This is a genomic window from Actinoplanes sp. NPDC023936, assembly GCF_040639325.1.
Classification (GTDB): domain Bacteria; phylum Actinomycetota; class Actinomycetes; order Mycobacteriales; family Micromonosporaceae; genus Actinoplanes.
Genome location: NZ_JBEZZR010000009.1, coordinates 92,625 through 115,806 on the forward strand (window position 1 = coordinate 92,625; position 23,182 = coordinate 115,806).

At 70.7% G+C, this 23,182-nt stretch carries 22 protein-coding genes; 9 read left to right on the forward strand and 13 right to left on the reverse strand.

Translation table 11 applies throughout. From position 1 onward, the window contains the following. Positions 1–166: 166 nt before the first annotated feature. The 5 genes from AB0F72_RS14885 to AB0F72_RS14905 all read right to left on the reverse strand — a co-directional run bounded on the left by AB0F72_RS14885 (position 167) and on the right by AB0F72_RS14905 (position 5,719). Positions 167–1,789, reverse strand: a complete 1,623-nt coding sequence (locus AB0F72_RS14885) for a trypsin-like peptidase domain-containing protein (RefSeq protein WP_360430513.1) — start codon at positions 1,787–1,789, stop codon at positions 167–169. 39 nt (positions 1,790–1,828) lie between these two features. Continuing rightward, entirely contained in the window at positions 1,829–3,412 is a 1,584-nt protein-coding gene (locus AB0F72_RS14890; RefSeq protein WP_360430515.1) for an ATP-binding protein, read from the reverse strand. Positions 3,413–3,420: 8 nt separating this feature from the next. After that, entirely contained in the window at positions 3,421–4,134 is a 714-nt protein-coding gene (locus AB0F72_RS14895) for a response regulator transcription factor (protein ID WP_360430517.1), read from the reverse strand. 68 nt (positions 4,135–4,202) lie between these two features. After that, entirely contained in the window at positions 4,203–4,964 is a 762-nt protein-coding gene (locus tag AB0F72_RS14900; RefSeq protein WP_360430519.1) for a lysophospholipid acyltransferase family protein, read from the reverse strand. After that, positions 4,961–5,719, reverse strand: coding sequence for a GNAT family N-acyltransferase (locus AB0F72_RS14905; RefSeq protein ID WP_360430521.1), 759 nt, complete (start codon positions 5,717–5,719; stop codon positions 4,961–4,963). Before AB0F72_RS14905 ends, AB0F72_RS14900 begins: the two co-directional genes overlap by 4 nt. 105 nt (positions 5,720–5,824) lie before the next feature. On the opposite strand from AB0F72_RS14905, the gene AB0F72_RS14910 reads away from it, so the two are divergent. From AB0F72_RS14910 to AB0F72_RS14930, 5 genes are all read left to right on the forward strand, one after another. After that, positions 5,825–6,466, forward strand: a complete 642-nt coding sequence (locus tag AB0F72_RS14910) for a hypothetical protein (RefSeq protein ID WP_360430523.1) — start codon at positions 5,825–5,827, stop codon at positions 6,464–6,466. Positions 6,467–6,687: 221 nt separating this feature from the next. Next, complete coding sequence (locus tag AB0F72_RS14915; protein WP_360430757.1) at positions 6,688–10,407, forward strand: multifunctional oxoglutarate decarboxylase/oxoglutarate dehydrogenase thiamine pyrophosphate-binding subunit/dihydrolipoyllysine-residue succinyltransferase subunit; 3,720 nt, start codon at positions 6,688–6,690, stop codon at positions 10,405–10,407. 58 nt (positions 10,408–10,465) lie between these two features. Continuing rightward, positions 10,466–10,642 (forward strand): DUF6104 family protein, encoded by a 177-nt coding sequence (locus AB0F72_RS14920; protein ID WP_360430525.1) that lies wholly within the window; start codon positions 10,466–10,468, stop codon positions 10,640–10,642. Between the two features lie 149 nt (positions 10,643–10,791). Beyond that, positions 10,792–12,867, forward strand: a complete 2,076-nt coding sequence (gene pta / locus AB0F72_RS14925) for a phosphate acetyltransferase (protein ID WP_360430527.1) — start codon at positions 10,792–10,794, stop codon at positions 12,865–12,867. Next, positions 12,864–13,991: an acetate kinase gene (locus tag AB0F72_RS14930; RefSeq protein WP_360430529.1), complete on the forward strand. Its 1,128-nt coding sequence runs from the start codon at positions 12,864–12,866 to the stop codon at positions 13,989–13,991. The genes pta and AB0F72_RS14930 overlap by 4 nt, the downstream gene beginning before the upstream one ends. Here AB0F72_RS14930 and AB0F72_RS14935 read toward each other — a convergent pair. The 4 genes from AB0F72_RS14935 to AB0F72_RS14950 form a co-directional block, all read right to left on the reverse strand. After that, positions 13,968–14,129 carry a hypothetical protein gene (locus tag AB0F72_RS14935; protein ID WP_360430531.1) on the reverse strand — a complete coding sequence of 54 codons (162 nt, stop codon included), beginning with the start codon at positions 14,127–14,129 and terminating at the stop codon, positions 13,968–13,970. The two genes, AB0F72_RS14930 and AB0F72_RS14935, sit on opposite strands and share 24 nt — an antisense overlap. A gap of 49 nt (positions 14,130–14,178) precedes the next feature. Next, positions 14,179–15,129 (reverse strand): zinc-binding dehydrogenase, encoded by a 951-nt coding sequence (locus tag AB0F72_RS14940; RefSeq protein ID WP_360430533.1) that lies wholly within the window; start codon positions 15,127–15,129, stop codon positions 14,179–14,181. Between the two features lie 73 nt (positions 15,130–15,202). Next, positions 15,203–16,372, reverse strand: a complete 1,170-nt coding sequence (locus tag AB0F72_RS14945) for an NADP-dependent malic enzyme (protein ID WP_360430759.1) — start codon at positions 16,370–16,372, stop codon at positions 15,203–15,205. A 215-nt stretch (positions 16,373–16,587) separates the two neighbouring features. After that, the gene (locus AB0F72_RS14950; RefSeq protein ID WP_360430535.1) at positions 16,588–16,896 is read right to left on the reverse strand and encodes a S26 family signal peptidase; all 309 of its coding nucleotides are present in this window, start codon (positions 16,894–16,896) and stop codon (positions 16,588–16,590) included. An 85-nt stretch (positions 16,897–16,981) separates the two neighbouring features. On the opposite strand from AB0F72_RS14950, the gene sodN reads away from it, so the two are divergent. After that, positions 16,982–17,386, forward strand: a complete 405-nt coding sequence (gene sodN, locus AB0F72_RS14955) for a superoxide dismutase, Ni (protein WP_127543292.1) — start codon at positions 16,982–16,984, stop codon at positions 17,384–17,386. 112 nt (positions 17,387–17,498) lie between these two features. Beyond that, positions 17,499–17,894: an ATP-binding protein gene (locus tag AB0F72_RS14960; protein WP_083888854.1), complete on the forward strand. Its 396-nt coding sequence runs from the start codon at positions 17,499–17,501 to the stop codon at positions 17,892–17,894. Between the two features lie 6 nt (positions 17,895–17,900). Here AB0F72_RS14960 and AB0F72_RS14965 read toward each other — a convergent pair whose 3' ends face one another. Together AB0F72_RS14965 and AB0F72_RS14970 are read right to left on the reverse strand one after the other, a co-directional pair. Next, positions 17,901–18,581, reverse strand: coding sequence for a FadR/GntR family transcriptional regulator (locus AB0F72_RS14965; protein WP_360430761.1), 681 nt, complete (start codon positions 18,579–18,581; stop codon positions 17,901–17,903). A 50-nt stretch (positions 18,582–18,631) separates the two neighbouring features. Next, positions 18,632–19,006, reverse strand: a complete 375-nt coding sequence (locus AB0F72_RS14970; RefSeq protein ID WP_360430537.1) for a hypothetical protein — start codon at positions 19,004–19,006, stop codon at positions 18,632–18,634. Positions 19,007–19,079: 73 nt separating this feature from the next. Here AB0F72_RS14970 and AB0F72_RS14975 point away from each other — a divergent pair, with 73 nt between their 5' ends. Together AB0F72_RS14975 and AB0F72_RS14980 are read left to right on the forward strand one after the other, a co-directional pair. After that, complete coding sequence (locus tag AB0F72_RS14975; RefSeq protein WP_360430539.1) at positions 19,080–20,030, forward strand: diacylglycerol kinase family protein; 951 nt, start codon at positions 19,080–19,082, stop codon at positions 20,028–20,030. A gap of 412 nt (positions 20,031–20,442) precedes the next feature. Beyond that, complete coding sequence (locus AB0F72_RS14980) at positions 20,443–20,697, forward strand: WhiB family transcriptional regulator (RefSeq protein WP_014447395.1); 255 nt, start codon at positions 20,443–20,445, stop codon at positions 20,695–20,697. Between the two features lie 683 nt (positions 20,698–21,380). On the opposite strand, the gene AB0F72_RS14985 is transcribed toward AB0F72_RS14980, so the two are convergent. After that, a complete protein-coding gene (locus AB0F72_RS14985; RefSeq protein WP_360430763.1) occupies positions 21,381–22,208 on the reverse strand; it encodes a CbiX/SirB N-terminal domain-containing protein in 828 nt (275 codons plus the stop codon). A gap of 137 nt (positions 22,209–22,345) precedes the next feature. Continuing rightward, positions 22,346–23,143 (reverse strand): phosphoadenylyl-sulfate reductase, encoded by a 798-nt coding sequence (locus AB0F72_RS14990; RefSeq protein WP_360430541.1) that lies wholly within the window; start codon positions 23,141–23,143, stop codon positions 22,346–22,348. Between the last annotated feature and the right edge of the window lie 39 nt (positions 23,144–23,182).

Here is a 23,182-nt window from a genome sequence, read left to right on the forward strand (position 1 = left end):
CAAAGGGCGAATGGAGATTAGGCGGTCGCCTGGGCAAACGCGAGTCCCCGGCGGCAAAAGTAGCCCGTTGGTCGCTAAAGGTCCTGAATCGCGGCATAGATAGGAATACGGCGGGTGACGCGCCCACCCCCGGGTCACGTCACCCGCCGTAGCGGGAAAGCTCTGGTTACTGCGCCTCTTGCAGCGTCACCGTGACGGTCTTCTCGCTGCCGTTGCGGGTGAAAGTGATCGACATCTTCTGGCCGACGGTGCCGGCCTGAACCGCTGCCACCAGGTCGTCCGACTCGTCGATCGCCTTGCCGTCGACCTTGGTCACCACGTCGCCCTGCTGCAGGCCGGCCTTGGCGGCCGCGCTGTTCTGCGTGACGCTGCTGACCAGGGCGCCGCCGTTCTCCCCGTCGGTCACGCTGACGCCGAGAGCCGGGTGGCTGACCTTCTTGCCCTGCATCAGCGCGTTCGCCACGTCGACCGCCTTGTTGCTCGGGATCGCGAAGCCGAGACCGATGTTGCCGGAGCTCGACCCGGAGGTGGCGATCGCCGAGTTGATGCCGATGACCTCGCCGTTCGTGTTGACGAGCGCGCCACCGGAGTTGCCCGGGTTGATCGGCGCGTCGGTCTGCAGCAGGCCGGTCATCGTCTGCGTCGCCGACTGCTGCTGTTGCTGCTGGCCGCCGAACGGGCTCTGCGGGGTCTCCTGCTCCTCCTCGCCGCCGGACTGGATGGTGCGGTCCTTGGCGCTGATGATGCCGGCGGTCACCGAGCCCTCCAGGCCGAGCGGGCTGCCCAGGGCCAGGACGGTGTCGCCGACCTGGCTCTGCGAGCTGTCCCCGAACTTGGCCTCTTTGAGGTCGGCGACGCCGGTGGCCTTGACCACGGCCAGGTCGGTGCGCGGGTCGGTGCCGACGACCGTGGCGGTGGCCTTCGTCCCGTCCGCGAAGATGATGTTGACCGACTCGCCCTGCGCGGTCGAGACCACGTGGTTGTTGGTCACGATGTAGCCGTCGGCGCTGAGCACCACGCCGGAGCCCTCGCCGGAGCCGGTGGTGATCGAGACGACGCTGTCCTGGACCGCCGCGGCGATCTCGGCGAGCGACGACCGGTCGACCACGCGGGTGACCGAGGAGTTGCTGGTCTGCGCGCTCGGCGCGGTGCTGCCGTCGTCGAGGGCCAGTGCGGTCGCGGCGCCGACCCCGCCCGCTCCGAGCGCGATCACCACGGCGGCCGCACCGGCCAGGAGGATCTTGCGGCCGCGGCCGGAGCGCCGCTGCTCGCCGCCGGGCTGGGCCCAGACCGGGACGCCCTCGGCGGTCGCGGTGCCGCCGGGCTGCCAGGCCGACGAGTACGCCGCCTGCTGCGCGTAGTCCTGGTAGCCGGGCTGCTGGTAACCGGCGTAGCCGTGCGCCGGGTAACCCTGGTGCTGGTGCCCGTAGGCCGCGTAGGGCTGGCCGGTCACCGGCTCGGGTGAGCCATAGGGCTGCCCGGACGCGGTCTGCGCGTAAGCCGGCTGGGCCGACGCGGGCTGGGCCGAAGCCGGCTGAGCCGACGCGGGCTGGGCCGACGCGGGCTGGACCGAAGCGGGCTGGGCGGCCCACGGGCTCGGCGGCTGGGTGGGCTGCGGCTGGCTGGGCTGCGGCTGGGCAGCCGGAGTGTGGGGTGCCGCGGACTGGTGAGCGGCGGACTGCGCGGCAACCGTCGGCTGCGCGGCGGTCGGCTGCTCAGACTCCACCCGCGCCGCGCTGTTCTCAGCGTCGGCGTCCGCGGGCCGCGGGTCGGTCTCGTTTTCGTTCATGCGCTTAACTCTGCCCCGTCGTACTCGTACCGAACTGTGTTACTCCTGGACGTTTTCTGTGAAGCTTTTGTCCGGATTTATGGTCGGCAAAGTGACGCGGAACGTCGTTCCTTTGCCATCTTCGGACAGAACCTCCACGGAACCTTGGTGCGCGCGTACGATTGCCGCCACGATCGCGAGGCCCAGCCCGGTCCCGGTGGCCTCCCGGGTGGTGTTCCGGGTCCGTGCCTCGTCTGCCCGGTAGAACCGCTCGAAAACCCGTTCCCGCTGTTCCGCTCCGAGCCCCGGCCCGGTGTCCGCCACCTCGACCACAGCGGTGTCACCCTCGCCGGCGTGCAGCCGCAGCGTCACGCTCGCGTCCGCCGGCGTGTGCACCAGCGCGTTGGTCATCAGGTTGCCGATCACCTGGCGCAGCCGGGCGTCGTCCCCGTACGCCACCAGCCGCTCCGGCTCGTCGCGCACCTCCAGGCTGATCTCCCGGTCCGGCGCCGTCGCCTCGGCGGCCTGCACCGCGTCCAGGGCGAGCACCGGCAGCTCCACCGGGGCGAGCGTGAGCGGCCGCTCCCGGTCGAGCCGGGCCAGCAGCAGCAGGTCCTCCACGAGCAGGCCCATCCGGGCCGCTTCGTCCTCGATCCGCCGGACCAGCCGGGCCACCGCGTCCGGGTCGGAGACCGCCCCCTGCCGGTACAGCTCGGCGAACCCGCGGATCGTGGTGAGCGGCGTGCGCAGCTCGTGCGAGGCGTCCGCGACGAACTGCCGCATCTTCTGCTCGGACTCCAGCGCCCGCGCCTCGGAGCCCTTGGCCGCCTCGGCCGCCTCGCGCGCCGACTGCTCGGCCGCGAGGGCGGCCTGCTCGGACTGCGCGCGGGCCTGGAACGCCGCCTCGATCTGGGCGAGCATCGCGTTCAGCGCGCGGGACAGCCGGCCCAGCTCGGTGGTGGGCTCGCCGTCGTTCTCCTCCGGGTCGGGCACCCGGCGGGTCAGGTCGCCGGCGCCGATCGCCGCGGCCGTCCGCTCGATCTGCACGAGGGGGATCAGCGTCTGCCGGACCAGCGCCGCGCCGATCGCGGCGAGCGCCACCAGCACCGCGCCGCCGACCAGGAAGTCGACCCAGACCAGCCAGGCGATCACCGCGTCCACGCCGGACATGCGCTGGCCGACGTAGAGCGCCGAGTCGTTGTCGGTGCGGACCACGAGCATCCGCCAGGTCAGCGTGCCGTCGACCGACCTCGTCGTGTACGGCGTCCCGTCGTGCTTGTTGATCTCGTCGACGCCGGTGAGGATCTCCGGGAGCTGGTTGTCGGTGTAGTCCCCGCCGACCAGGATGCGGGTGCGGCCCACGCCGCTCACCGACGTGGTGGTGGTCAGGTAGTCGGACGGCAGCACGATCCGGATGGTGTCCGAGCCGCCCGCCTTGAGCCGGGCCAGCGCGAACCGCTTGAGCTGGTCGTCCATCCGGCTGATCAGGTAGGTGTTCAGCGCGTACGTGCTCGTCGCGCTGATCAGCGTGAGCGCGGCGAAGACCAGCACGAGCACCGAGGCGACGAGCTTGGTGCGCAGCGAGATCTTGCGCAGGTTGGGGTGCGGCGGGATCGCGCCCCTCACCCGCTCGGCGAGTTTCATGCCCGCGCCTAGACGGCGGGCTTGCGCAGCACGTAACCCACGCCGCGCAGGGTGTGGATCAGTCGCGGCTGCACGTTGTCCACCTTCCGCCGCAGGTACGAGATGTAGGACTCGACGATGTTGTCGTCACCGCGGAAATCGTATTTCCAGACGTGGTCCAGGATCTGCGCCTTGGAGAGCACCCGGTTGGCGTTGAGCATCAGGTAACGCAGCAGCTTGAACTCGGTCGGCGAGAGCTGCACCCGGCTGCCCGCCCGGTAGACCTCGTGGGTCTCCTCGTCCAGCTCCAGGTCGGCGAAGACGAGCCGGGACGGCTGCTCCTCGCCGGCCGTGGTGCGGCGCAGCACCGCCCGGATCCGGGCGGTGAGCTCCTCCAGGCTGAACGGCTTGGTGACGTAGTCGTCGCCGCCGAGCGTGAGCCCACGGATCTTGTCGTCGGTGCCGTCGCGGGCGGTCAGGAAGACCACCGGGGTGCGCTGCCCACCCTCGCGCATCAGACGGATGACCTCGAAACCGTCGAGGTCGGGAAGCATGACGTCGAGCACGACGAGATCAGGCGCGGAGTTGCGCGCGGCGCTGACGGCCGCACTGCCACTGGTCGCGGTGGTGACGTCGAACCCGGCGAAGCGCAGGCTGGCGGAGAGCAGCTCGAGGATGTTCGCATCGTCCTCGACGACGAGCAGTTTCGCCTCGCTCTGCTTGGGCTGGGTCTGGGCGGCCATGGCGCCATTGTTTCTCCACCCGCTGCAGCTCCGCTGCACAGTTGCTGAAAATTATCTGTGAGAGCGAGTCACGCTGCCAGGCGGTAGCCCCTCCCGCCCAGGCTGGCCTGCGCGGCGCGGGCCAGCGCACGCCGTCCGGCGCCGGACTCCGGCCGCAGCGCGGGAGCGGCCACCAGTGTGACGGTCAGCCGGCGGACCCGGGCCACCCGCAGCACCGAACCCCAGAGCGTGTCCGCGCCGACGAACGCCGCCTCGGTCGAGTCGTAGCTGATCGAGATCGGGACCACCGGCGCGCCGGAGTCGATCGCGGCCTGGAAGAGAGCGGGACGAAACGCCCCACTCTCGGTGCCGCAGTACGTCGTACCCTCGGGAAACACCGCGACCGACCGCCCGGCGCGCAGCGCGGCAGCCACCTCGCCCACCGTCTGCGGCAGCGACTTCGGCCGGTTCCGGTCGATGAAGATGGCGCCGCTGCGGCCCGCTGTCGCGCCGATCGCCGGCCACTGCCGCACGTCGTGCTTCGCGACCAGCCGCACCGGGACGGCCGCGTGGAGCGCGACGACGTCCAGCCAGGAGACGTGGTTGGCGACCAGCAGGCTGCCGGGGCGCGGCGCGGGACCGCGCCAGACCAGGCGGACACCGAGGACCGCGAGGATGGCGCGGGGCAGGGCACGCAACGCGCCGCCACGCAGCAGCGCCGCCGGCAGCAGACCCATCAGGAGTACGGCGATCAGCCCGGTCACCCGCAGCGCGGCGGTGACCGGAGTGGACGGCGACGCGTCGCCGGGACGGCAGCCGTCGCCACAGCCCGACGCAGGCTGCCAGTTCATCGCGTCGCGCCCAGGAAGTGCCGGCGGTACCGCGGGTCCAGGCGGTCCATCGAGAAGAGCACGTAGAAGTCGGCGCAGTCGAAGTCGGGGTCGAAGGCCGGCTCGCCGCAGACCCAGCTGCCCAGCCGCAGATATCCGCGGAGCAGCGCCGGAACCGCCACCTTGGGGTCGCCGGTGACGCCCTCGGCCGGGGTCCACGGGCGGCGCGGACGCACCCGCAGCGCCGGTGGCGAGAGGTGCTTCGCGGTGATCCGCGCGCGGACACCGGCGGCCGTCACGCCACCGTCGGTGAGCGGCACCGAGGCACAGCCGCCCAGCCAGCGCAGGTTGTTGAGATGCAGGTAGCGGGCGATGCCGGCCCACATCAGGTTGACCACGGCCCCGGAGCGGTGGTCCGGGTGCACGCAGGAGCGGCCGATCTCGACCAGCTGGTCGCGCAGCGGCCGCAGGGCGCTCAGGTCGAACTCGGCGTCCGCGTACCGGCGGCCGGCCAGCTCGGCGGCGCGGGGCGGGAGCATCCGGTACGTGCCCACCACCTCGCCGGTCGAGTCGTCCCGGACGATCAGGTGGTCGCAGTACGCGTCGAACTCGTCGCTGTCGAGCCCGGCCGACCCGGGCAGTGTGGCGCCGAGCTCGCCGGCGAAGACGTCGTGACGCAGTCGCTGCGCGGCCTCGACGAGGCTCGCGTCGTCCGCGATGAGGAGCGTGTAGCCGCTGGTCCCGGTGGGTGCGGCGGCCGTCATCAGAACTGCCATGAGATCTGTGTAAGGGTGACAGCTGCCGATGGCGTGTCGGCTCAGGTGGCGATGCGTGACCGGTTGATGAACGACGTGTGCGGCGCCGGTCGATAGGGTCGGTGGATGCTGATCCCGGCGCGATACAACGGACCTCCCGGAACCGGCAACGGCGGCTGGTGCGCGGGCGTCTTCGCGCAGGTCACCGGCGTGCGGCCGGCACAGGTGACGCTGCGGGTGCCGCCGCCGCTGGAGGTCGAGCTCGACCTGCGCGACGACGCGATCTGGGCCGGCGGGACGCTCGTCGCCTCGATCGAGCCGGGCACGGTCGGCGCGGGCGTCCCGCCGGTGCCGCACGCCGAGGCGGTGGCCGCCTCGGCGAGCTTTCCCGGCTTCACCCGGCACCCCTTCCCGACCTGTTTCGTCTGCGGCCCGGACCACCCGGACGGCCTGCGGATCTTTCCGGGGGTGCTGCCGGACGGGCGCGCCGCCGCGCCGTGGACGGTTCCGGACGAGGTGACCGAGCCGACCATGTGGGCGGCGCTGGACTGCCCCGGCGGCTGGGCCGTGATCGCGAGCGGCCGGGCATACGTCCTCGGGCGGATCACCGCCGCGATCGACGCCCTGCCGGAGCCCGGGGCGGAGTGCGTCGTGGTCGGCGCCGCCACCGGGATCGCCGGGCGGAAGGCGACCGTGGAATCCGCCGTGCACGGCCCGGACGGGCGCCGGCTGGCCGTCGCACGGGCCACCTGGATCGCCGTCGGCTGAAAACAATTTCTGCGCGACAGGCACGAAAGGGACGGATGCGCTGGTCGAGACGGTGCTCACATCTCGTGGCGCGAAGCAACCCGGCAAGGCGATTGGTCACAGAGTGGACGTCCGGATGGAGGGCGCTCATACACGGCGTAGCCTTGACCGAGAATCCTACCCGTCCCGCGTGACGGAGCAGTCACGTGATGACAAACACGGTGAAAGAGGCGAACGCGGCAGTGTCGACGCAGCAGACTTCGCAGGACAATCCACTCGCGGACTTCGGTCCCAACGAGTGGATCGTCGATGAGATGTACCAGCGATACCTGGCCGACCCGACAAGTGTCGACCCTGCCTGGCACGACTTCTTCGCCGACTACAAGCCGGCGATGGCATCGGGATCGATCGCGACTCCGGACGAGGCCACGGCGGCCAACGCCACCGCGACCGCCGCGAAAGCCGGCACGGACGCGCCCGCCGCGGCCACTGTCGCGCCGCCGAAGCCGGTGACCCCGGCCGCCGCGCCGAAGGCGGAGCCCAAGCCGAAACCCGCCCCGGTCGAGAAGGCAGCGCCGAAGCCGTCGGCCAACGGCGCCCCGACCGGCGAGGCGAAGACCACCCCGCTGCGCGGTGTCGCCTCCAAGATCGTGCAGAACATGTCGGCCTCGCTCGAGGTCCCGACCGCCACCTCGGTGCGCGCGGTCCCGGCGAAGCTCATGGTCGACAACCGCATCGTGATCAACAACCACCTCTCCCGCGGGCGCGGTGGCAAGGTCAGCTTCACCCACCTGATCGGGTGGGCGCTGATCCGCGCGGTCGTGCAGCACCCGGAGATGAACAACTCCTTCGCCGAGATCGACGGCAAGCCCAACCTGGTCCAGCCGCAGCACATCAACCTGGGCATCGCGATCGACCTGGCGAAGAAGGACGGCTCCCGCACGCTGGTCGTGCCGTCCATCAAGAACTGCGAGTCGATGGACTTCCGGCAGTTCTGGCAGGCGTACGAGGACGTGGTCCGGCGCGCCCGCCGCAACGAGCTGACCATGGAGGACTACTCCGGCACCACGATCTCGCTGACCAACCCCGGCGGCATCGGCACCGTCCATTCCATCCCGCGCCTGATGAACGGCCAGAGCGCGATCATCGGCGTCGGCGCGATGGAGTACCCGGCGCCGTACGCCGGGATGAGCGACGACATGCTCACCGAGCTCGGCGTCAGCAAGGTCACCACGCTGACCAGCACCTACGACCACCGGGTCATCCAGGGCGCGCAGTCCGGCGAGTTCCTCAAGGTGATGCACGAGCTGCTGCTCGGCAACCACGGCTTCTACGACGAGATCTTCACGTCGCTGCGGATTCCGTACGAGCCGGTCCGCTGGGTGCGCGACGTGGCCCGGACCTCCGAGGGGCAGATCGACAAGGCCGCCCGGGTGGTCGAGCTGATCCACGCGTACCGGGTGCGCGGTCACCTGATGGCCGACACCGACCCGCTCGAGTTCACCATCCGCAAGCACCCCGACCTGGACGTGCTGCAGCACGGCCTGACCCTGTGGGACCTGGACCGGACGTTCCCGGTCGGCGGCTTCGCCGGCAAGCAGAAGATGAAGCTGCGGGACGTGCTCGGCGTGCTGCGGGACAGCTACTGCCGCCGGGTCGGCATCGAGTACATGCACATCCAGGACCCGGAGGAGCGCCGCTGGGTCCAGGAGCGCATCGAGGTCAAGTACACCAAGCCGGACGCCGAGGAGCAGAAGCACATCCTCCACCGGCTCAACGCCGGCGAGGCGTTCGAGACCTTCCTGCAGACCAAGTACGTCGGCCAGAAGCGATTCTCGCTGGAGGGCGGCGAGTCGCTGATCCCGCTGCTCGACGCGGTCCTGCAGTCGTCGGCCGAGGCCGGTCTCGACGAGATGGTCATCGGCATGGCCCACCGCGGCCGGCTCAACGTGCTGACCAACATCGTCGGCAAGCCGTACGAGAAGATCTTCAACGAGTTCGAGGGTCAGATGGACCCGCGCTCGGCGCACGGCTCCGGTGACGTCAAGTACCACCTCGGCCAGACCGGCAAGTACACGACGCCGGACGGCGAGCACTCCACCACGGTCAGCGTGGTCGCCAACCCGTCGCACCTGGAGGCCGTGGACCCGGTGCTCGAGGGCATCGTCCGGGCCAAGCAGGACCGGCTCGACCTGGGCCTGCACGGCTACACGGTGCTGCCGGTGCTGGTGCACGGCGACGCCGCGTTCGCCGGCCAGGGCGTGGTCGCCGAGACGCTGAACCTGTCCCAGCTGCGCGGTTACCGGACCGGTGGCACGGTGCACGTCATCGTGAACAACCAGGTCGGCTTCACCACCGCCCCGGAGTACAGCCGCTCGTCGATGTACTCGACCGACGTGGCCCGGATGATCCAGGCGCCGATCTTCCACGTGAACGGCGACGACCCCGAGGCCGTGGTCCGGGTCGCGAAGCTGGCCTTCGAGTACCGGCAGACGTTCAACAAGGACGTCGTGATCGACATGATCTGCTACCGCCGCCGCGGTCACAACGAGGGCGACGACCCGTCGATGACCAACCCGCGGATGTACCAGATCATCGACACCAAGCGCAGCGTCCGGAAGCTCTACACCGAGGAGCTGATCGGCCGCGGCGACATCACCGTGCAGGAGGCCGAGGAGCAGCTGCGCGACTACCAGGGCCGCCTCGAAGAGGTCTTCAAGGCCACCCGGGACACCGGCGGCACCCCGCCCCGCCCGCACAGCCTCATCGAGGAGAGCGAGCCCGAGGTGCAGACCGCCGTCGACGCGGGCGTGGTCCGCTCGGTCGGCCAGGCGCACGTCGAGCTGCCCGAGGGCTTCACCCCGCACAAGCGGGTCCAGCAGCTGCTGGACCGGCGCGCCAAGATGTCCACCGACGGTGGCATCGACTGGGGCTTCGGCGAGCTGATCGCGTTCGGCTCGCTGCTGAACCAGGGCGTCACGGTCCGCCTCGCCGGTCAGGACTCCCGGCGCGGCACCTTCACCTCCCGGCACGCCGCGATCGTCGACGCGAAGACCGGCAAGGACTTCCTGCCGATCTCCACGCTGGCCACCGGCAACGCCCGGTTCTTCGTGCACGACTCGCTGCTCAGCGAGTACGCGGCGATGGGCTTCGAGTACGGGTACTCGGTGGAGAACCCGGACGCGCTGGTCCTCTGGGAGGCCCAGTTCGGTGACTTCGTCAACGGCGCGCAGTCGATCGTGGACGAGTTCCTCTCCTCCGGCGAGGTGAAGTGGGGCCAGCAGTCGTCGCTGGTGCTGCTGCTCCCGCACGGCATGGAGGGCCAGGGGCCGGACCACTCGTCCGGCCGCCCCGAGCGGTTCCTGCAGCTCTGCGCGCAGGACAACATGCGGGTGGCGAACCCGACCACCCCGGCGAACTACTTCCACCTGCTGCGCCGCCAGGCCCTGAGCAGCAAGCGCAAGCCGCTGGTGGTCTTCTCGCCGAAGTCGCTGCTGCGCCACAAGGCGGCCGTCTCGCAGGTGAACGAGTTCACCGAGGGCACGTTCCAGCCGGTGATCGGCGACACCGGGATCAACGGCACGCCGCTCGACGCGACCGCGGTGAAGCGGGTCCTGCTCTGCTCCGGCAAGGTCTACTACGACTTGGCGCAGGCGCGGGCCGACCGCGGCATCACCGACACCGCGATCATCCGGATGGAGCAGATCTACCCGCTGCCCGTCGAGGACCTGCGGTCGCTGCTCGCGCAGTACCCGAACGCCGAGGACTTCGCCTGGGTCCAGGAGGAGCCGGCGAACCAGGGCGCCTGGTCGTTCGTGGCGCTCAACCTGCTCGAGCACCTGGAGGGCGTCCGGCTCCGCCGGATCTCCCGCCCGGCCGCCGCCGCCCCGGCGGTGGGCTCGGCCAAGATGCACGACGCCGAGCAGGCCGCGCTGGTCGAGGCCTCGCTGCCGCGTCCGTGACGATGTGAAAAGCGGGGCCGCGCAGGGATTACCGCGCGGCCCCGCTTACTATCCGCTCATGTACTTCACCGATCGTGGCATCGAGGAGCTCGTCGAACGGCGCGGCGAAGAGACCGTGACCCTGGAGTGGATCGGCGAGCAGCTGCGTACCTTCGTCGACATGAACCCGGAGTTCGAGACTCCGATCGAGCGGTTCGCCACCTGGCTGGCCCGCGACGACGAGGATGAAGAGTGAACTTTTTTCAACGTGGCTAGGGCCCGCCCGGCTGGCGCAGGCCAACGGCCCGGCGGCTTCAGGCCCGTCGCCAGGTTGAAAATGGTTCATTGGATCTCACATCGGGAACGGGACTTTCGGCCCGGCCGGAGACTGATCCGGCCGGTAGGTTGAATCTCGTGGCACGCAGCGTTTACGTCGCGGGTTTGGGCCCCGGCGTCGGTAAAGGAACCGTGGCGCTCGGCATCGTCGAGCTGCTGTCCCGGCGCGTGGCGAAAGTGGCGGTCTTCCGGCCGCTCGTCGCGGGCGCCGGCCGAGATTCCGTTCTCTCCGTCCTCCAGGACCGCTATCCCGGCCCGGTGGCCTACCAGGAGTCGTTCGGCGTCACCCTGGCCGAGGCGACCGCGCTGGTCGCCGACGGCCGGCGCGAGGAGCTGATCGGACGGATCGTGGAGCGCTACCGGGAGGTGGAGCGCCGCAGCACGGCCGTGGTGATCGTCGGCAGCGACTTCACCGACAAGCTCGAGGAGGGCCGCGACGAGCTGCCCCGGGAACTGGCCTTCAACGCCCGGCTGGCGGCCGAGTTCGGCAGCGTCGTGGTCCCGGTGGTCAGCGGCGAGGGGCGTACCCCGGAATCGCTCGCGGCGGCGGCGCGGAGCGCGTACCACTCCCTGGTGGATCTCGGCGCGACGGTTCTCGCCGTGATCGCCAACCGGGTGCCCTTCCCGGTCGCGGCCGAGACCGGCCTGCCGGTCCCGTTCTGGGCGCTGCCGGAGGTCCCGGCGATCGCCGCGCCCACGGTGGGCGAGGTGGCTGCCGCGCTGGACGCCACGGTCTTCACGGGTACGCCCGGTGCCCTCGACCGGGACGTGCTGGACTACGTGGTCGGCGCCGCCCAGGTCCCCACCGTCCTGCAGCACCTGACCGAGGGCGCGCTGCTCATCACCCCGGGCGACCGGGCCGACCTGCTGGTGGCCGCGAGCGCCGCGCACGCGGCCGGCACGGTCACCCTGGCCGGCCTGGTGCTGACCCTCGGTGAGCCACCGGACCGGCACGCCGTCGAGGTGATCGAACGCCTCAACACCGGCCTGGCCATCCTGATCTCCAAGGCCGACAGCTACCACACCATCGCCGCGGCCGGCCGGATCAAGGCCCAGCTGAGCACCCCGCGCAAGATCGAGGCGGCGCTCGGCGTCTTCGAGAAGCACGTGGACACCGACGAGCTGGCCTCCATGCTCGACGTGGCCCGGTCCAGCCGGGTGACCCCGCTGATGTTCGAGAACGACCTGATCGACCGGGCCCGCGCCGATCGCCGGCACCTGGTGCTGCCGGAGGGCACCGAGGAACGGATCCTGCGGGCCGCCGAGACGCTGCTGCGGCGCGACGTCGCCGACCTCACCCTGCTCGGCGACCCGGCCGAGATCACCCGGCGGGCCCGGGAGATCGGCGTGGAGATCGGCGGGGCGCAGCTGGTCGACCCGGCGGCCAGCGCCTGGCGCGAGGACTTCGCGGCCCGGTACGCGGAGCTGCGCAAACACCGCGGCGTCACGATGGACCTGGCGTACGACGTGGTCCGCGACGTGAACTACTTCGGCACCCTGATGGTCGCCGCCGGGCGGGCCGACGGCATGGTGTCCGGCGCGAACCACACGACGGCGGCCACGATCCGGCCGGCCTTCGAGATCATCAAAACGGTTCCGGGGCTGTCGGTGGCGTCCAGCGTGTTCTTCATGCTGCTCGCCGACCGGGTGCTGGTCTACGGCGACTGCGCGGTAAACCCCGACCCGGACGCCGCACAGCTCGCCGACATCGCGCTCTCCTCGGCCCAGACCGCTGCCGCGTTCGGCATCGAGCCACGGGTCGCGATGTTGTCCTACTCCACCGGCAGCTCGGGCTCCGGCGCGGACGTGGAGAAGGTCGCTGCGGCCACCGCTCTGGTCCGCGAGCGGCGGCCCGATCTGCCGGTCGAGGGCCCCATCCAGTACGACGCGGCGATCGACCCGGCCGTCGCCGCCGCGAAGCTGCCCGGCAGCGCGGTCGCGGGCAAGGCGACGGTCTTCGTGTTCCCCGATCTCAACACGGGCAACAACACGTACAAGGCCGTGCAGCGGTCGGCGAACGCGGTGGCGGTCGGCCCGGTCATGCAGGGCCTGCGCGCACCGGTCAACGACCTGTCCCGCGGCGCGACGGTCAAGGACATCGTGAACACGGTCGCCATCACGGCGATCCAGGCGGGAGCGAAATGACCCGGGTACTCGTGCTCAACTGCGGCTCGTCGTCGGTCCGCTACCGCCTCTACGAGGGCGACGAGGTGCTCACCAAGGGGCTGATCCAGCGGATCGGTGAGGCCGACGGCGACGCGGCGGACCACGACGAGGCGCTGCGGAACCTGATGGACCGCCTGGACCTCGGCGGGCTGACAGCGGTCGGCCACCGGGTGGTGCACGGCGGCGAGCGGTTCACCGCGTCCACCGTGGTGACCGACGAGGTGCTCGCCGCGATCGAGGACCTGATCCCGCTCGCCCCGCTGCACAACCCGGGGGCGCTGACCGGGCTGCGGGTGGCGCGCAAGCTGCTGCCGGACGTGCCGCAGGTGGCCGTCTTCGACACCGCGTTCCACTCGACGATCCCGCCCGAGGGCGCGCTCTGGGCGATCGACTCCGCGCTCGCGAAACAGTGGGGACTGCGACGGTACGGGTTCCACGGCACCTCGCACGCCTACGTGTCCCGGGAGACGGCCCGGGTGATCGGCAAGCCGGTCGGCGAGGCCAACGTGATCACGTTGCACCTGGGCAACGGGGCGAGCGCGACGGCGGTGCGCGGCGGCCGGAGCGTGGCGACGTCGATGGGGATGACGCCGCTGCCGGGCCTCGTGATGGGCACCCGTTCGGGGGACGTCGACCCGAGTCTGATCTTCCACCTGCACCGGGTGGCCGGCCTGTCGGTGGACGAGATCGAGGACGCGCTGACCCGCCGGTCCGGGCTGCTCGGTGTCTCCGGGGACAACGACATGCGCACGGTCCTGGAACGCCGCGACGCCGGGGACCCGGACGCCACGCTGGCGCTGGACCTCTACTGCCGCCGGATCCGGGAGTACGTCGGCGCGTACCTGGCCGTGCTCGGCCGGGTGGACGCGATCACGTTCACCGCCGGTGTGGGCGAGCATGCGCCGCAGGTCCGGGAACACGCGCTGGCCGGCTTGGAAGCGCTCGGCATCTCGGTGGACCCGGACCGCAACGCACGCAACGAGCTGATCATCTCCCCGGACGGCTCACCGATCACCGTGTGCGTGGTGCCGACCGAGGAGGAGCTGGAGATCGCCTCGGAGGCCCTCCGCGCCGTTCGCTCAGAGGGACAGCCAGGCGACTAGCGCGATCAGCACGACGGCGGCCACCACGCCGCCGATCACGAACGGGAGCTTGGAGGGCGACTCGGAGTCCGGCCCGGTCCGGGTGAACGCCCGGAACGCCTCGGTGTTGCCGCTGGGGTCGACGCTGTTGTCAGACATGCGCCGACCCTAGCCAAACCGGTCAAGAATGGCGAAACCGGCCACCTGATCAGGCGAGATGATCAATAACGACCTTGCCGAAGACCGCACCGGACGCCAGCCGCTCGAACGCCCGCTCGACCTCGCCGAACCCGAACGTCGCGTCGATCACCGGGCGGACCGTCCCCTCCTCGATCAGCCGCAGGAGGGCGGCGAGCTCGTCGGGCGTACCCATGCTGCTGCCCAGGATCTCCAGCTGCATGGCGAACACCCGGCGCAGGTCGATCTCGGCCCGGTGCCCGGCGGTCGCGCCGCACACGACGATCCTGGCGCCCGGCGCCGCACACTTCATCGAGTGGTCGAACGTCGGGGCGCCGACCGACTCGATCACCACGCCGACGCGTTCCGGCAGGCGGGCCCCGGGCTCCACCGCGATCGCGCCCAGCTCGGCGATCCGCTCCCGCTTCCACTGCTCCCGGCTCGTCGCGTAGACCCGCTTGCCCAGCGCGACACCGAGCGCGACAGCCGCTGTCGCGACACCGCCGCCGGCTCCCTGCACCAGCACCGACTCGGCCTCGGCGAGCCGGCCGCGGGTCACCAGCATGTGGTACGCGGTGAGCCAGGCCGTCGGCAGGCAGGCCGCGTCCGCGAAGGACACCCCGGCCGGCTTCGGGATCAGGTTCTCCCGGGGCGCCGCGAGCCGTTCGGCGATCGTGCCGGGGTGACGCTCGGAGAAGAGCGAGTAACCGCGTGGGTCGGCCCGGTCCTCGACCACCGGGAAGACGATCACCTCGTTGCCGTCCGGGTCGACGCCGGCCGCGTCACAGCCGAGGATCATCGGGAGCCGGTCGGGCGGCAGGCCGACGCCGCGCAGCGACCAGAGGTCGTGGTGGTTGAGCGAGGAGGCCCGGACCTCGACCGTCACCCAGCCGTCGGGTGCGGGCGCGGCGGGCAGGTCACCGACGGTCAGGCCGCGCAGGGGCTGGTCCGGGTGCAGGGCGGAGGCGTAGGCAGCGCGCATCTGGTGACCTTAACGTCAGATAAGGCGACGACGCCGCCCCCGGAGCCGGGGGCGGCGTCCTTGCTCGTACCCGTCAAGCGGTCTGCCGGACCTCGGCCACGACCGGAGCCGGCGCCGGAACGGCGACCCGGCGCGCCACGCCGTCCTCGATCGCCGCCGCCGCGACCGCCGCGGCGACGGCCGGACCGACCCGCGGGTCCAGCGGGGACGGCACGATCGCCTCGGGACGCAGCTCGTCGGCGACGATCGCGGCGATCGCGTCAGCGGCAGCGACCTTCATCCGCTCGGTGATCGTGGTGGCCCGGACGTCCAGCGTGCCCCGGAAGATGCCGGGGAACGCCAGCACGTTGTTGATCTGGTTCGGGAAGTCGCTGCGGCCGGTCGCGACGATCGCCGCGTACTGGTGCGCGAGCGCCGGCGGAACCTCCGGCGTGGGGTTGGCCAGCGCGAAGATGATCGCGCCGGGCGCCATGCCGGCCAGCGCCGACTCCTCGATCGCGCCGCCGGAGACGCCGATCAGCACGTCGGCGCCGATCAGCGCCTCGGTGATCCCGCCGGTACGCCCGGAGATGTTCGTGGTCGCGGCGATCCGCTCCTTGAACGGGCCCAGGCTGGGGCGGTCGGCGTGGATGATGCCGCGCGAGTCGCAGACGATCATGTTGGCGCCCTGGACTCCGGCGGCGATCAGCGTGTTGGTGATCGCGACACCGGCCGCGCCCGCGCCGCTGACGACCACGCGCAGGTCGGCGAAGTGACGCCCGAGCAGCTTCGCGGCATTGCGCAGCGCGGCGAGCGTGACGACCGCGGTGCCGTGCTGGTCGTCGTGGAAGACCGGGATGTCGAGCTCGGCGTCGAGCCGCTCCTCGATCTCGAAGCAGCGCGGCGCGCTGATGTCCTCCAGGTTGATCCCGCCGAACGACGGCGCCATCGCCTTGACCGCGGCGATGATGCCCTCGACGTCCTGGGTGTCGAGGCAGATCGGGATCGAGTCGACCCCGCCGAACTGCTTGAACAGGACGGACTTGCCCTCCATGACAGGCATCGCGGCCTTGGGGCCGATGTTGCCGAGGCCCAGGACGGCGGAACCGTCGGTGACCACGGCGACAGTGTTCGCGGTCCAGGTGTAGTCGGCGTAGAGCGACTCGTCCTCGGCGATCGCCTCACAGACACGGGCGACACCCGGCGTGTAGGCGAGGGACAGATCGTCCCGGCTGGCCAGCGGGACTGTCGCGGTCATCGTCATCTTGCCCTGGCGGTGCAGGTCGAAGACCGGATCGGCGGCAAGGGCAGGATCGAGCTCGAAACTGAAAAAAGACACGGTGAACTCCACACGGCATCGGCGTTGATACGTGGCACCTGACCACTGCTGGTCGCGAGTATGCGCCAGGGGAAGGTGCGATGCGGGGATCACCCGAGAAAGCGTCCGCAGCGCGGGTGTGCGCTGGGGATTACGAAACACTACTTTATCGGCCCTGGCCTGGGCCAGTACCGAAATGTCACACGCCCGAGAACGTCCGCGACGCCATACGCCCGCGAGTCGTCGATGACTAACCCGTTGTCGCCCTCCAGCCACCAGCCGCCGTCCTGCTCGCGGATCGCGCGCTTGACGACCAGCAGGTCCGGGCGGGACCGGAAGGTCGCCACCACCACGTCGCCGGCTCGGACCCGGCCGCCGCGCCGCACCACCAGAGCGTCGCCGGCACGCAGCGTGGGCACCATCGACGGGCCCCGCACCAGCGCGGCGAACAGTGGTAATTGCCATCCCAAGGCAGGAAGCCTCCGTCGCGTTCGCCTACCGGCGTAAGGGGTAGTGTCAACCACGGATCATCGCAAACTCTATGGAGGAGTCCTGATGCGACTTCCGCGTTTCCTCACACCGCGCACCGTGGTCAGCGCGCACTGTGACCTGCCCTGCGGGGTCTACGACCCGGCCCAGGCCCGGATCGAGGCCGAGTCGATCAAGGCCATCGCCGAGAAGTACCAGGCGAACACCGACCCGGAGTTCCGCACCCGGGCCATCCTGATCAAGGAGCAGCGCGCCGAGCTGGTCAAGCACCACCTGTGGGTGCTCTGGACCGACTACTTCAAGGCGCCGCACTTCGAGAAGTACCCGAACCTGCACCAGCTCTTCAACGAGGCCACCAAGCTGGCCGGCGCCTCCGGCGCCAAGGGCTCGGTCGACCCCGCGGTCGCCGAGCAGCTGCTCGGGAAGATCGAGGAGATCTCCAAGATCTTCTGGGAGACCAAGCAGGCCTGAGGGGCCGCTCCGGGCCCGGCAGCCGATCGTTCGGCCGCCGGGCCTGCCCTTACCCAGAGTGAGCGGCTAGAGTCTCCTCCATCAGGAGGAGGGGCCCGGGGTGACTCAGCTGATGCAGACAGAGCCGGACGTCGGTGACGACGTCGTACTACTGACCGTTCCCGCCGACGGCGGATACCTCGGGGTCCTCCGGACGGCTACCGCGGGTCTCGCGGCGCGCCTGCACTTCGCTCTCGACGAGATCGAGGACCTGCGCATCGCTGTCGACGAGGCGTGCGCCATGCTGCTCGCGATCGCCACCCGCGACGCCGAGCTGGAGTGCCGGTTCGCGGTCACCGACGACGCCCTGACCGTCGAGGTCACCGTCGCCACGGTGCGCGGCGCGCGGCTGCCCTCCGAGTCGTCGTTCGCGTGGAAGGTGCTGACCGCTCTCACCACGTCGGCCGAGGCCGAGGCGAACGGGCGGTACGCGACGATTCGCCTGCTGACCAGGCGCACCGAGTTCTGACCCGGGTCAGCGGACCGCGTCGGCTATGTAGTCGAGGTGCTCCGCCGCCATCCGGGTGGCCGCCTCCGCGTCGGACGTGACAAGGCTCTCCAGCAGGCGCCGGTGGTCGGCGTCGATGCGCATCCAGTAACCCTCGGGCAGCCCACCGATCACCTCCTCGCCGTACGAAGCCTGGTAGAGCGGGCTTCCCACCAGCTCGAACAGCGGATTGCACGTCGCTTTCGCCATCGCCCGATGGAACGCGGCATGCGCCGCCATCATCGTGTCGAAGTCGTCGATCGCCGGGTCGAAGAGCGCCCCGCGCAGCTCGGCGAGGTGCGCGTCGGTGCGGCGGACCGCGGCCAGGCCGGCGATCGGCACCTCGAGCGCGCGCCGCAGCTCCAGCATGTCGGCGAGGCCGACGCTTGCCGAGTGGGTGAGCAGCGCGAACCCGGTGGAGAGCCCGTCGGCCAGCTGCTCGGCGTCGGGATGCGCCACGAAGCTGCCGCCGGTGACCCCGCGGGTCGTGACGATCAGATGCTGGCTGGCGAGCAGGCGCAGAGCCTCCCGGACAGTGCTCCGGCTCACACCGATCTTGACGCACAACTCGGGTTCCGGTGGCAATCGCTCACCGGGTTGCAGACGTCCTGAGGTGATATCTGCTCGCAAATCGTCCGCGAGTTGTTGGTATGCGGGCGGGCGCACCATTGAGCCGGTCACCTGTCCAGGTTAGGCCCTGATCCGCCGCTGGAGACCCGCTAATCGACGCCCAACGCTCGACTACTCGGTGGAACCAGGATCAGCGCCGCGGTCACCGCGGCCAGCAGGAGCATCCCCACGCCCTGCCAGGTCATCCCGATCTGCACCAGGAAGCCACCGGTCGCCAGCAGGAAGAGCTGGACGACGACGGCCGGTCCGCGGGCACGCACCGCCCGGCGCCCGAGCGCCCGGGCCACCAGGAAGACCACGACCGCGGCCAGGGCGGCCATCACGGTGAGCGAGGCGGCTACCGCCACCTCGATCTCACCGCTGGTCAGATCGAGGATCACCAGGTACGCGGTGAGCACAGCGAGTCCCGCCGCCTCCAGGTACAGCAGCCGCACCCCCCAGTCGAGGGTCCCCGCACGGTCCATCACAGGCTTCTCACCGGTCACTGGAGCACCATACCGACAGCCCGGAGCCGTTCCGCCGGGTACAGTGCCGCCCATGCGAGCGTTGCTGGTGGTCAACCCCCGGGCGACGACGACCAGTGAACGCAGCCGTGACGTGCTGGTGCGGGCGTTGCGCAGCGCGGTGGACCTGACCGTGCGGTACACCGAACGGCGCGGCCACGCCACCCGGCTGGCCCGGGCGGCCGCCGAGAGCGGGGTCGACCTGGTGGTCACGCTCGGCGGCGACGGCACGGTGAACGAGGCGGTCAACGGCCTGCTCACCGCATCAACCGCGCTCACCGAACTACCCGGCCCGCTCGCGCTCCGGCTGCCGGCCCTCGCGGTGGTCCCCGGCGGCTCCACGAACGTCTTCGCCCGCGCGCTCGGGATGCCACGGGACTGGGTGGACGGCACCGGCGTGATAATCGCCGGCATCCGCGACGGCCGGCATCGGGTGATCAATCTCGGTCGAGCGGACGATCGCTACTTCACCTTCACGGCCGGTCTCGGGTGGGACGCCGCGACGGTTCGCGGCGTCGAGCAGGCCCGCCTCCGTGGCCGGACGTCCACACCGGGGTTGTACGTCCGCTCAATGGCCGGCCAGTTCCTCACCGGCATGGACCGCAAGAACCCGCCGCTCGCGCTGGAACGGCCCGGCGAGGAGAGCGCGACCGGGCTGAGCACCGTGATCGTGCAGAACACCGCGCCCTGGACGTACGTCGGCGAGAAAGCCGTCGATCTCAACCCCGGCGCCTCGTTCGATCTCGGGCTCGACGTGCTGGCACTGCGCCGCCTGAATATTCCGGGGACAGCGCGAACCGTGACACAACTCGCGTGGCGATCCGGTGATCTTCGAGGTAAACAAGTATTACGGCTGCATGACATCGCCGAGTTCACCGTGGTGGCGTCCCGACCCCAGGCATTCCAGCTGGACGGCGACTACTTAGGGGAACGACAGAAGGTGCACTTCGTGTCCGTCCCCTCGGCGCTGCGTGTGATCTGCTGACAGTGGGGTACGTGAGACCTGAAGTTGCTCACGATCCGTTACAGAAACACGGTCAAAAGGTCGGCGAAGTGGGCAGGACCGTACTACATTGATGGGAGCGTTCGTCAACCGGCCCGCGCGGCAACGGCGGAACCGGACATAAGGGTGCGTGAGCCAGCTCACCCGCCGGGAGAAACTTCCAGCGCTACCCTTGACATCGCGAGAGTTCGTGAAAGCATTCACAAGCGATAAGAAGTAACCGGTTGCTGCTTGTGCGCGTTCCTAATCCAGAAGCGCGGAACAGCTACCAAACACCAAAAGCTTGCTGACGCACTGGTGATCACACGGGTACAACCCGTCGCCACCACTGCGCATGCATATAGGTAAACAGCACTGTTTTCATTACCCCATCCGAAACAAGGAGTTTGCCGCCATGGACTGGCGTCACGATGCGATCTGCCGCGACGAGGACCCTGAGCTGTTCTTCCCGATCGGGACGTCCGGCCCGGCGCTCCTGCAGGTCGAGCAGGCCAAGGCCGTGTGCCGGCGGTGCCCGGTGACCGAGTCGTGCCTCTCGTGGGCGCTCGAGTCCGGTCAGGACGCCGGCGTCTGGGGCGGGATGAGCGAAGACGAACGGCGCGCTGTGAAGCGCCGGGGCGGCCTTCGGGTCGGCGCTCCTACCGCCTGATTCAATCCCCCACACAGCATTTACGCCCCGGGCCGGACGGCACCGGGGCGTCTTGCTGTTTCGGGCCGCTCACTCAGAGCCTCATTCCACAGTGCGCAATTGCGATCACGGTACGTTTCCCCGTACCCCCGAAATGATCTCGAAATTCGGATCGCGGCGCTTTGCGTCGCGGAGTCGGCACACTCCGCATTGGAGTGACCCGATCACTCTTTCGCTGTTACCTTGCGCGGACTACCGGTAACCCAGAGTGAACTAATCCGTTTACCGGCGCACGCGGCCGGCTTGATCCTGTCCGGACTGGCTCGCGGGGGCCCTGAGCGGCCCGCAGAGCCGTTTCCCGATCCGTCCCGGGCACGAGCCTCCCCGGGAGCCGCCGGGGCCGCTCCATCGATCTCCGCCGCCCGCGCTGTCGATCTCCGCCGCCCGCCCCCGCTGCTACGCCCCGCTGCTACGCCCCGCTCGCGTCAGTGGCGCGCCAGCCTCGATCTAGGCGAAGTGTTGTCGACCGACACATCACCAGGTGGGCGTCAAGTCGCCAAGATCGGCAGTCAGGTGGCCGGCGCTGGCGCGTGCCGGCGTCGGTGCGGGCGCCGGGCCCGGGTGCCGGGCGCGGGTGCGGGTGCCGGGCGCGGGTGCGGGTGCCGGGCGCGGGTGCGGGTGCCGGGCGCGGGGCGCGGGCAGCGTCAGGCAGCCATCGGGAGCGGGTGGCCCAAGGCCGACTCCACCCGGGCTGCCACGAGACGCACCAGCTCCGTTGCCGCGGTGAGTGGCTCGGCGACCGCTACCGCCCCGGCCTCCCGGGCTGTGCGTGCCGCGAGGTCGTAGAGCAAACCAGGCGCAAGGAAATACGCCGACATCCCGACCCTTCGCGCGCCGGCGGCACGCAACGCCGCGACCGCCTCACCGGGCGCAGGGCCGGCGCCTGAGGCGTAGGCCACCTCGGCGGGCAGCCCGAGACGCCGTCCCAGGGCCGCGGCCGCGTCCGCCACGGTCGCCCGCGCCGCCTCGTCACGGGTGCCGGCGGACGCGAGCACCACGCCGTCGAGACCTCCGGGGCACGACCCGGCCGGCGGCAGCGCCACGCCGTCGAGACGGCCCCCGGGAAACACCCCGCCCCGCGGCAGCGCCACGCCGCCGGAAGTGCCGGAATGCGAGCCGGTGCCGGAGCGGGGCGCTGAGGCCAGCAGGCGCCGGCTCAGGGCGGACAGCAGCAGCGGCGACGCCGGGCCCAGAACGTCGGTGGCGGTCACCGTGATCGGCAGCGACGCGGCCGCGCGCACCACGGCCGGCAGATCGACGCGACCGTGGTACGCCGACGTCAGCAGCAACGGCACCAGGACCGCCCGGGCCGCCGGGGCCGACGCCAGCACGTCGAGCGGCCGGGGTCCCGCGTGGTCCAGGTAGGACGCCTCCACCAGCCACTCCGGGTGGGCCCGCCGAACCGCCCGGGCCAGCGCCTCGGTGGCGACCGCGGCCCGAGGGTCACGGCTGCCGTGCGCCACCAGGACCACGGCCGGCCGCGCCGGCCGTCCGGACGCGGAAGACCCGACCACCGGCCCCGCCGGGTCCGGCCCGGCAGCGGCCGCCGGCCCGGGGCCGCGAACCGGCCCGGTCAGCCCGGCCGGCCCGGATCCCAGAAACGGGCGGATCAGACGTGCAGGCCGCATTCGGTCTTCTCGAACATCGCCCAGCGACCGGCCCGCGGGTCCTCGCCGGCCTTGGTACGCCGGGTGCACGGCCAGCAGCCGATCGAGCCGTAGCCCTTCTTGAACAGCTCGTTGACCGGCACGTTCCAGCGGCTGACGTACCGGTCCACATCCGCCTGGGTCCAGGCCGCGATCGGATTGACCTTGACCTTGCCCTTCTTGGCGTCGAACGCGACGACCGGCGTGTTGGCGCGGGTCGGCGACTCGTCGCGGCGCAGGCCGGTGGCCCAGGAGTCGTAGTCGGCGAGGGCGCGCTCGAGCGGCTCCACCTTGCGCAGGAAGCAGCACTCGTCGGGGCTGCGGGCGAAGAGGCGGGGGCCGTACTCGCCGTCCTGCTGGCCGACGGTCAGGCGGGGACGGATCGAGCGGACGTTGACGTTCATCGTGCGGATCACCGTGTCCCGGACCTTGAGGGTCTCCGGGAAGTGCAGGCCGGTGTCGAGGAAGACCACGTCCACGCCGGGCGAGACGCGGGAGAAGAGGTGCGCCACGACGGCGTCGGCCATCGAGCTGGTGACGCAGAACCGCGAGCCGAACGTGTCGGTCGCCCACTTCGCGATCTCCTCGGCGGGCCGCCCTTCAAGAGCCTGCGCGGCGTCCAGAGCGAGCGCCTTGAGTTCCTCGGGGCCGCGCCGACCCGCCTCGACGACAGAGCCGGCGACCGGGCCGGCGACAGAGCCGGCGACGGGGCCGGCGCCCAGACTGACCAGACCGAGACCAGAAGCGTTGAGCAGGCTCATCTGTTTACTCCCTTGGACAGCAACCCGATGAACTTGACC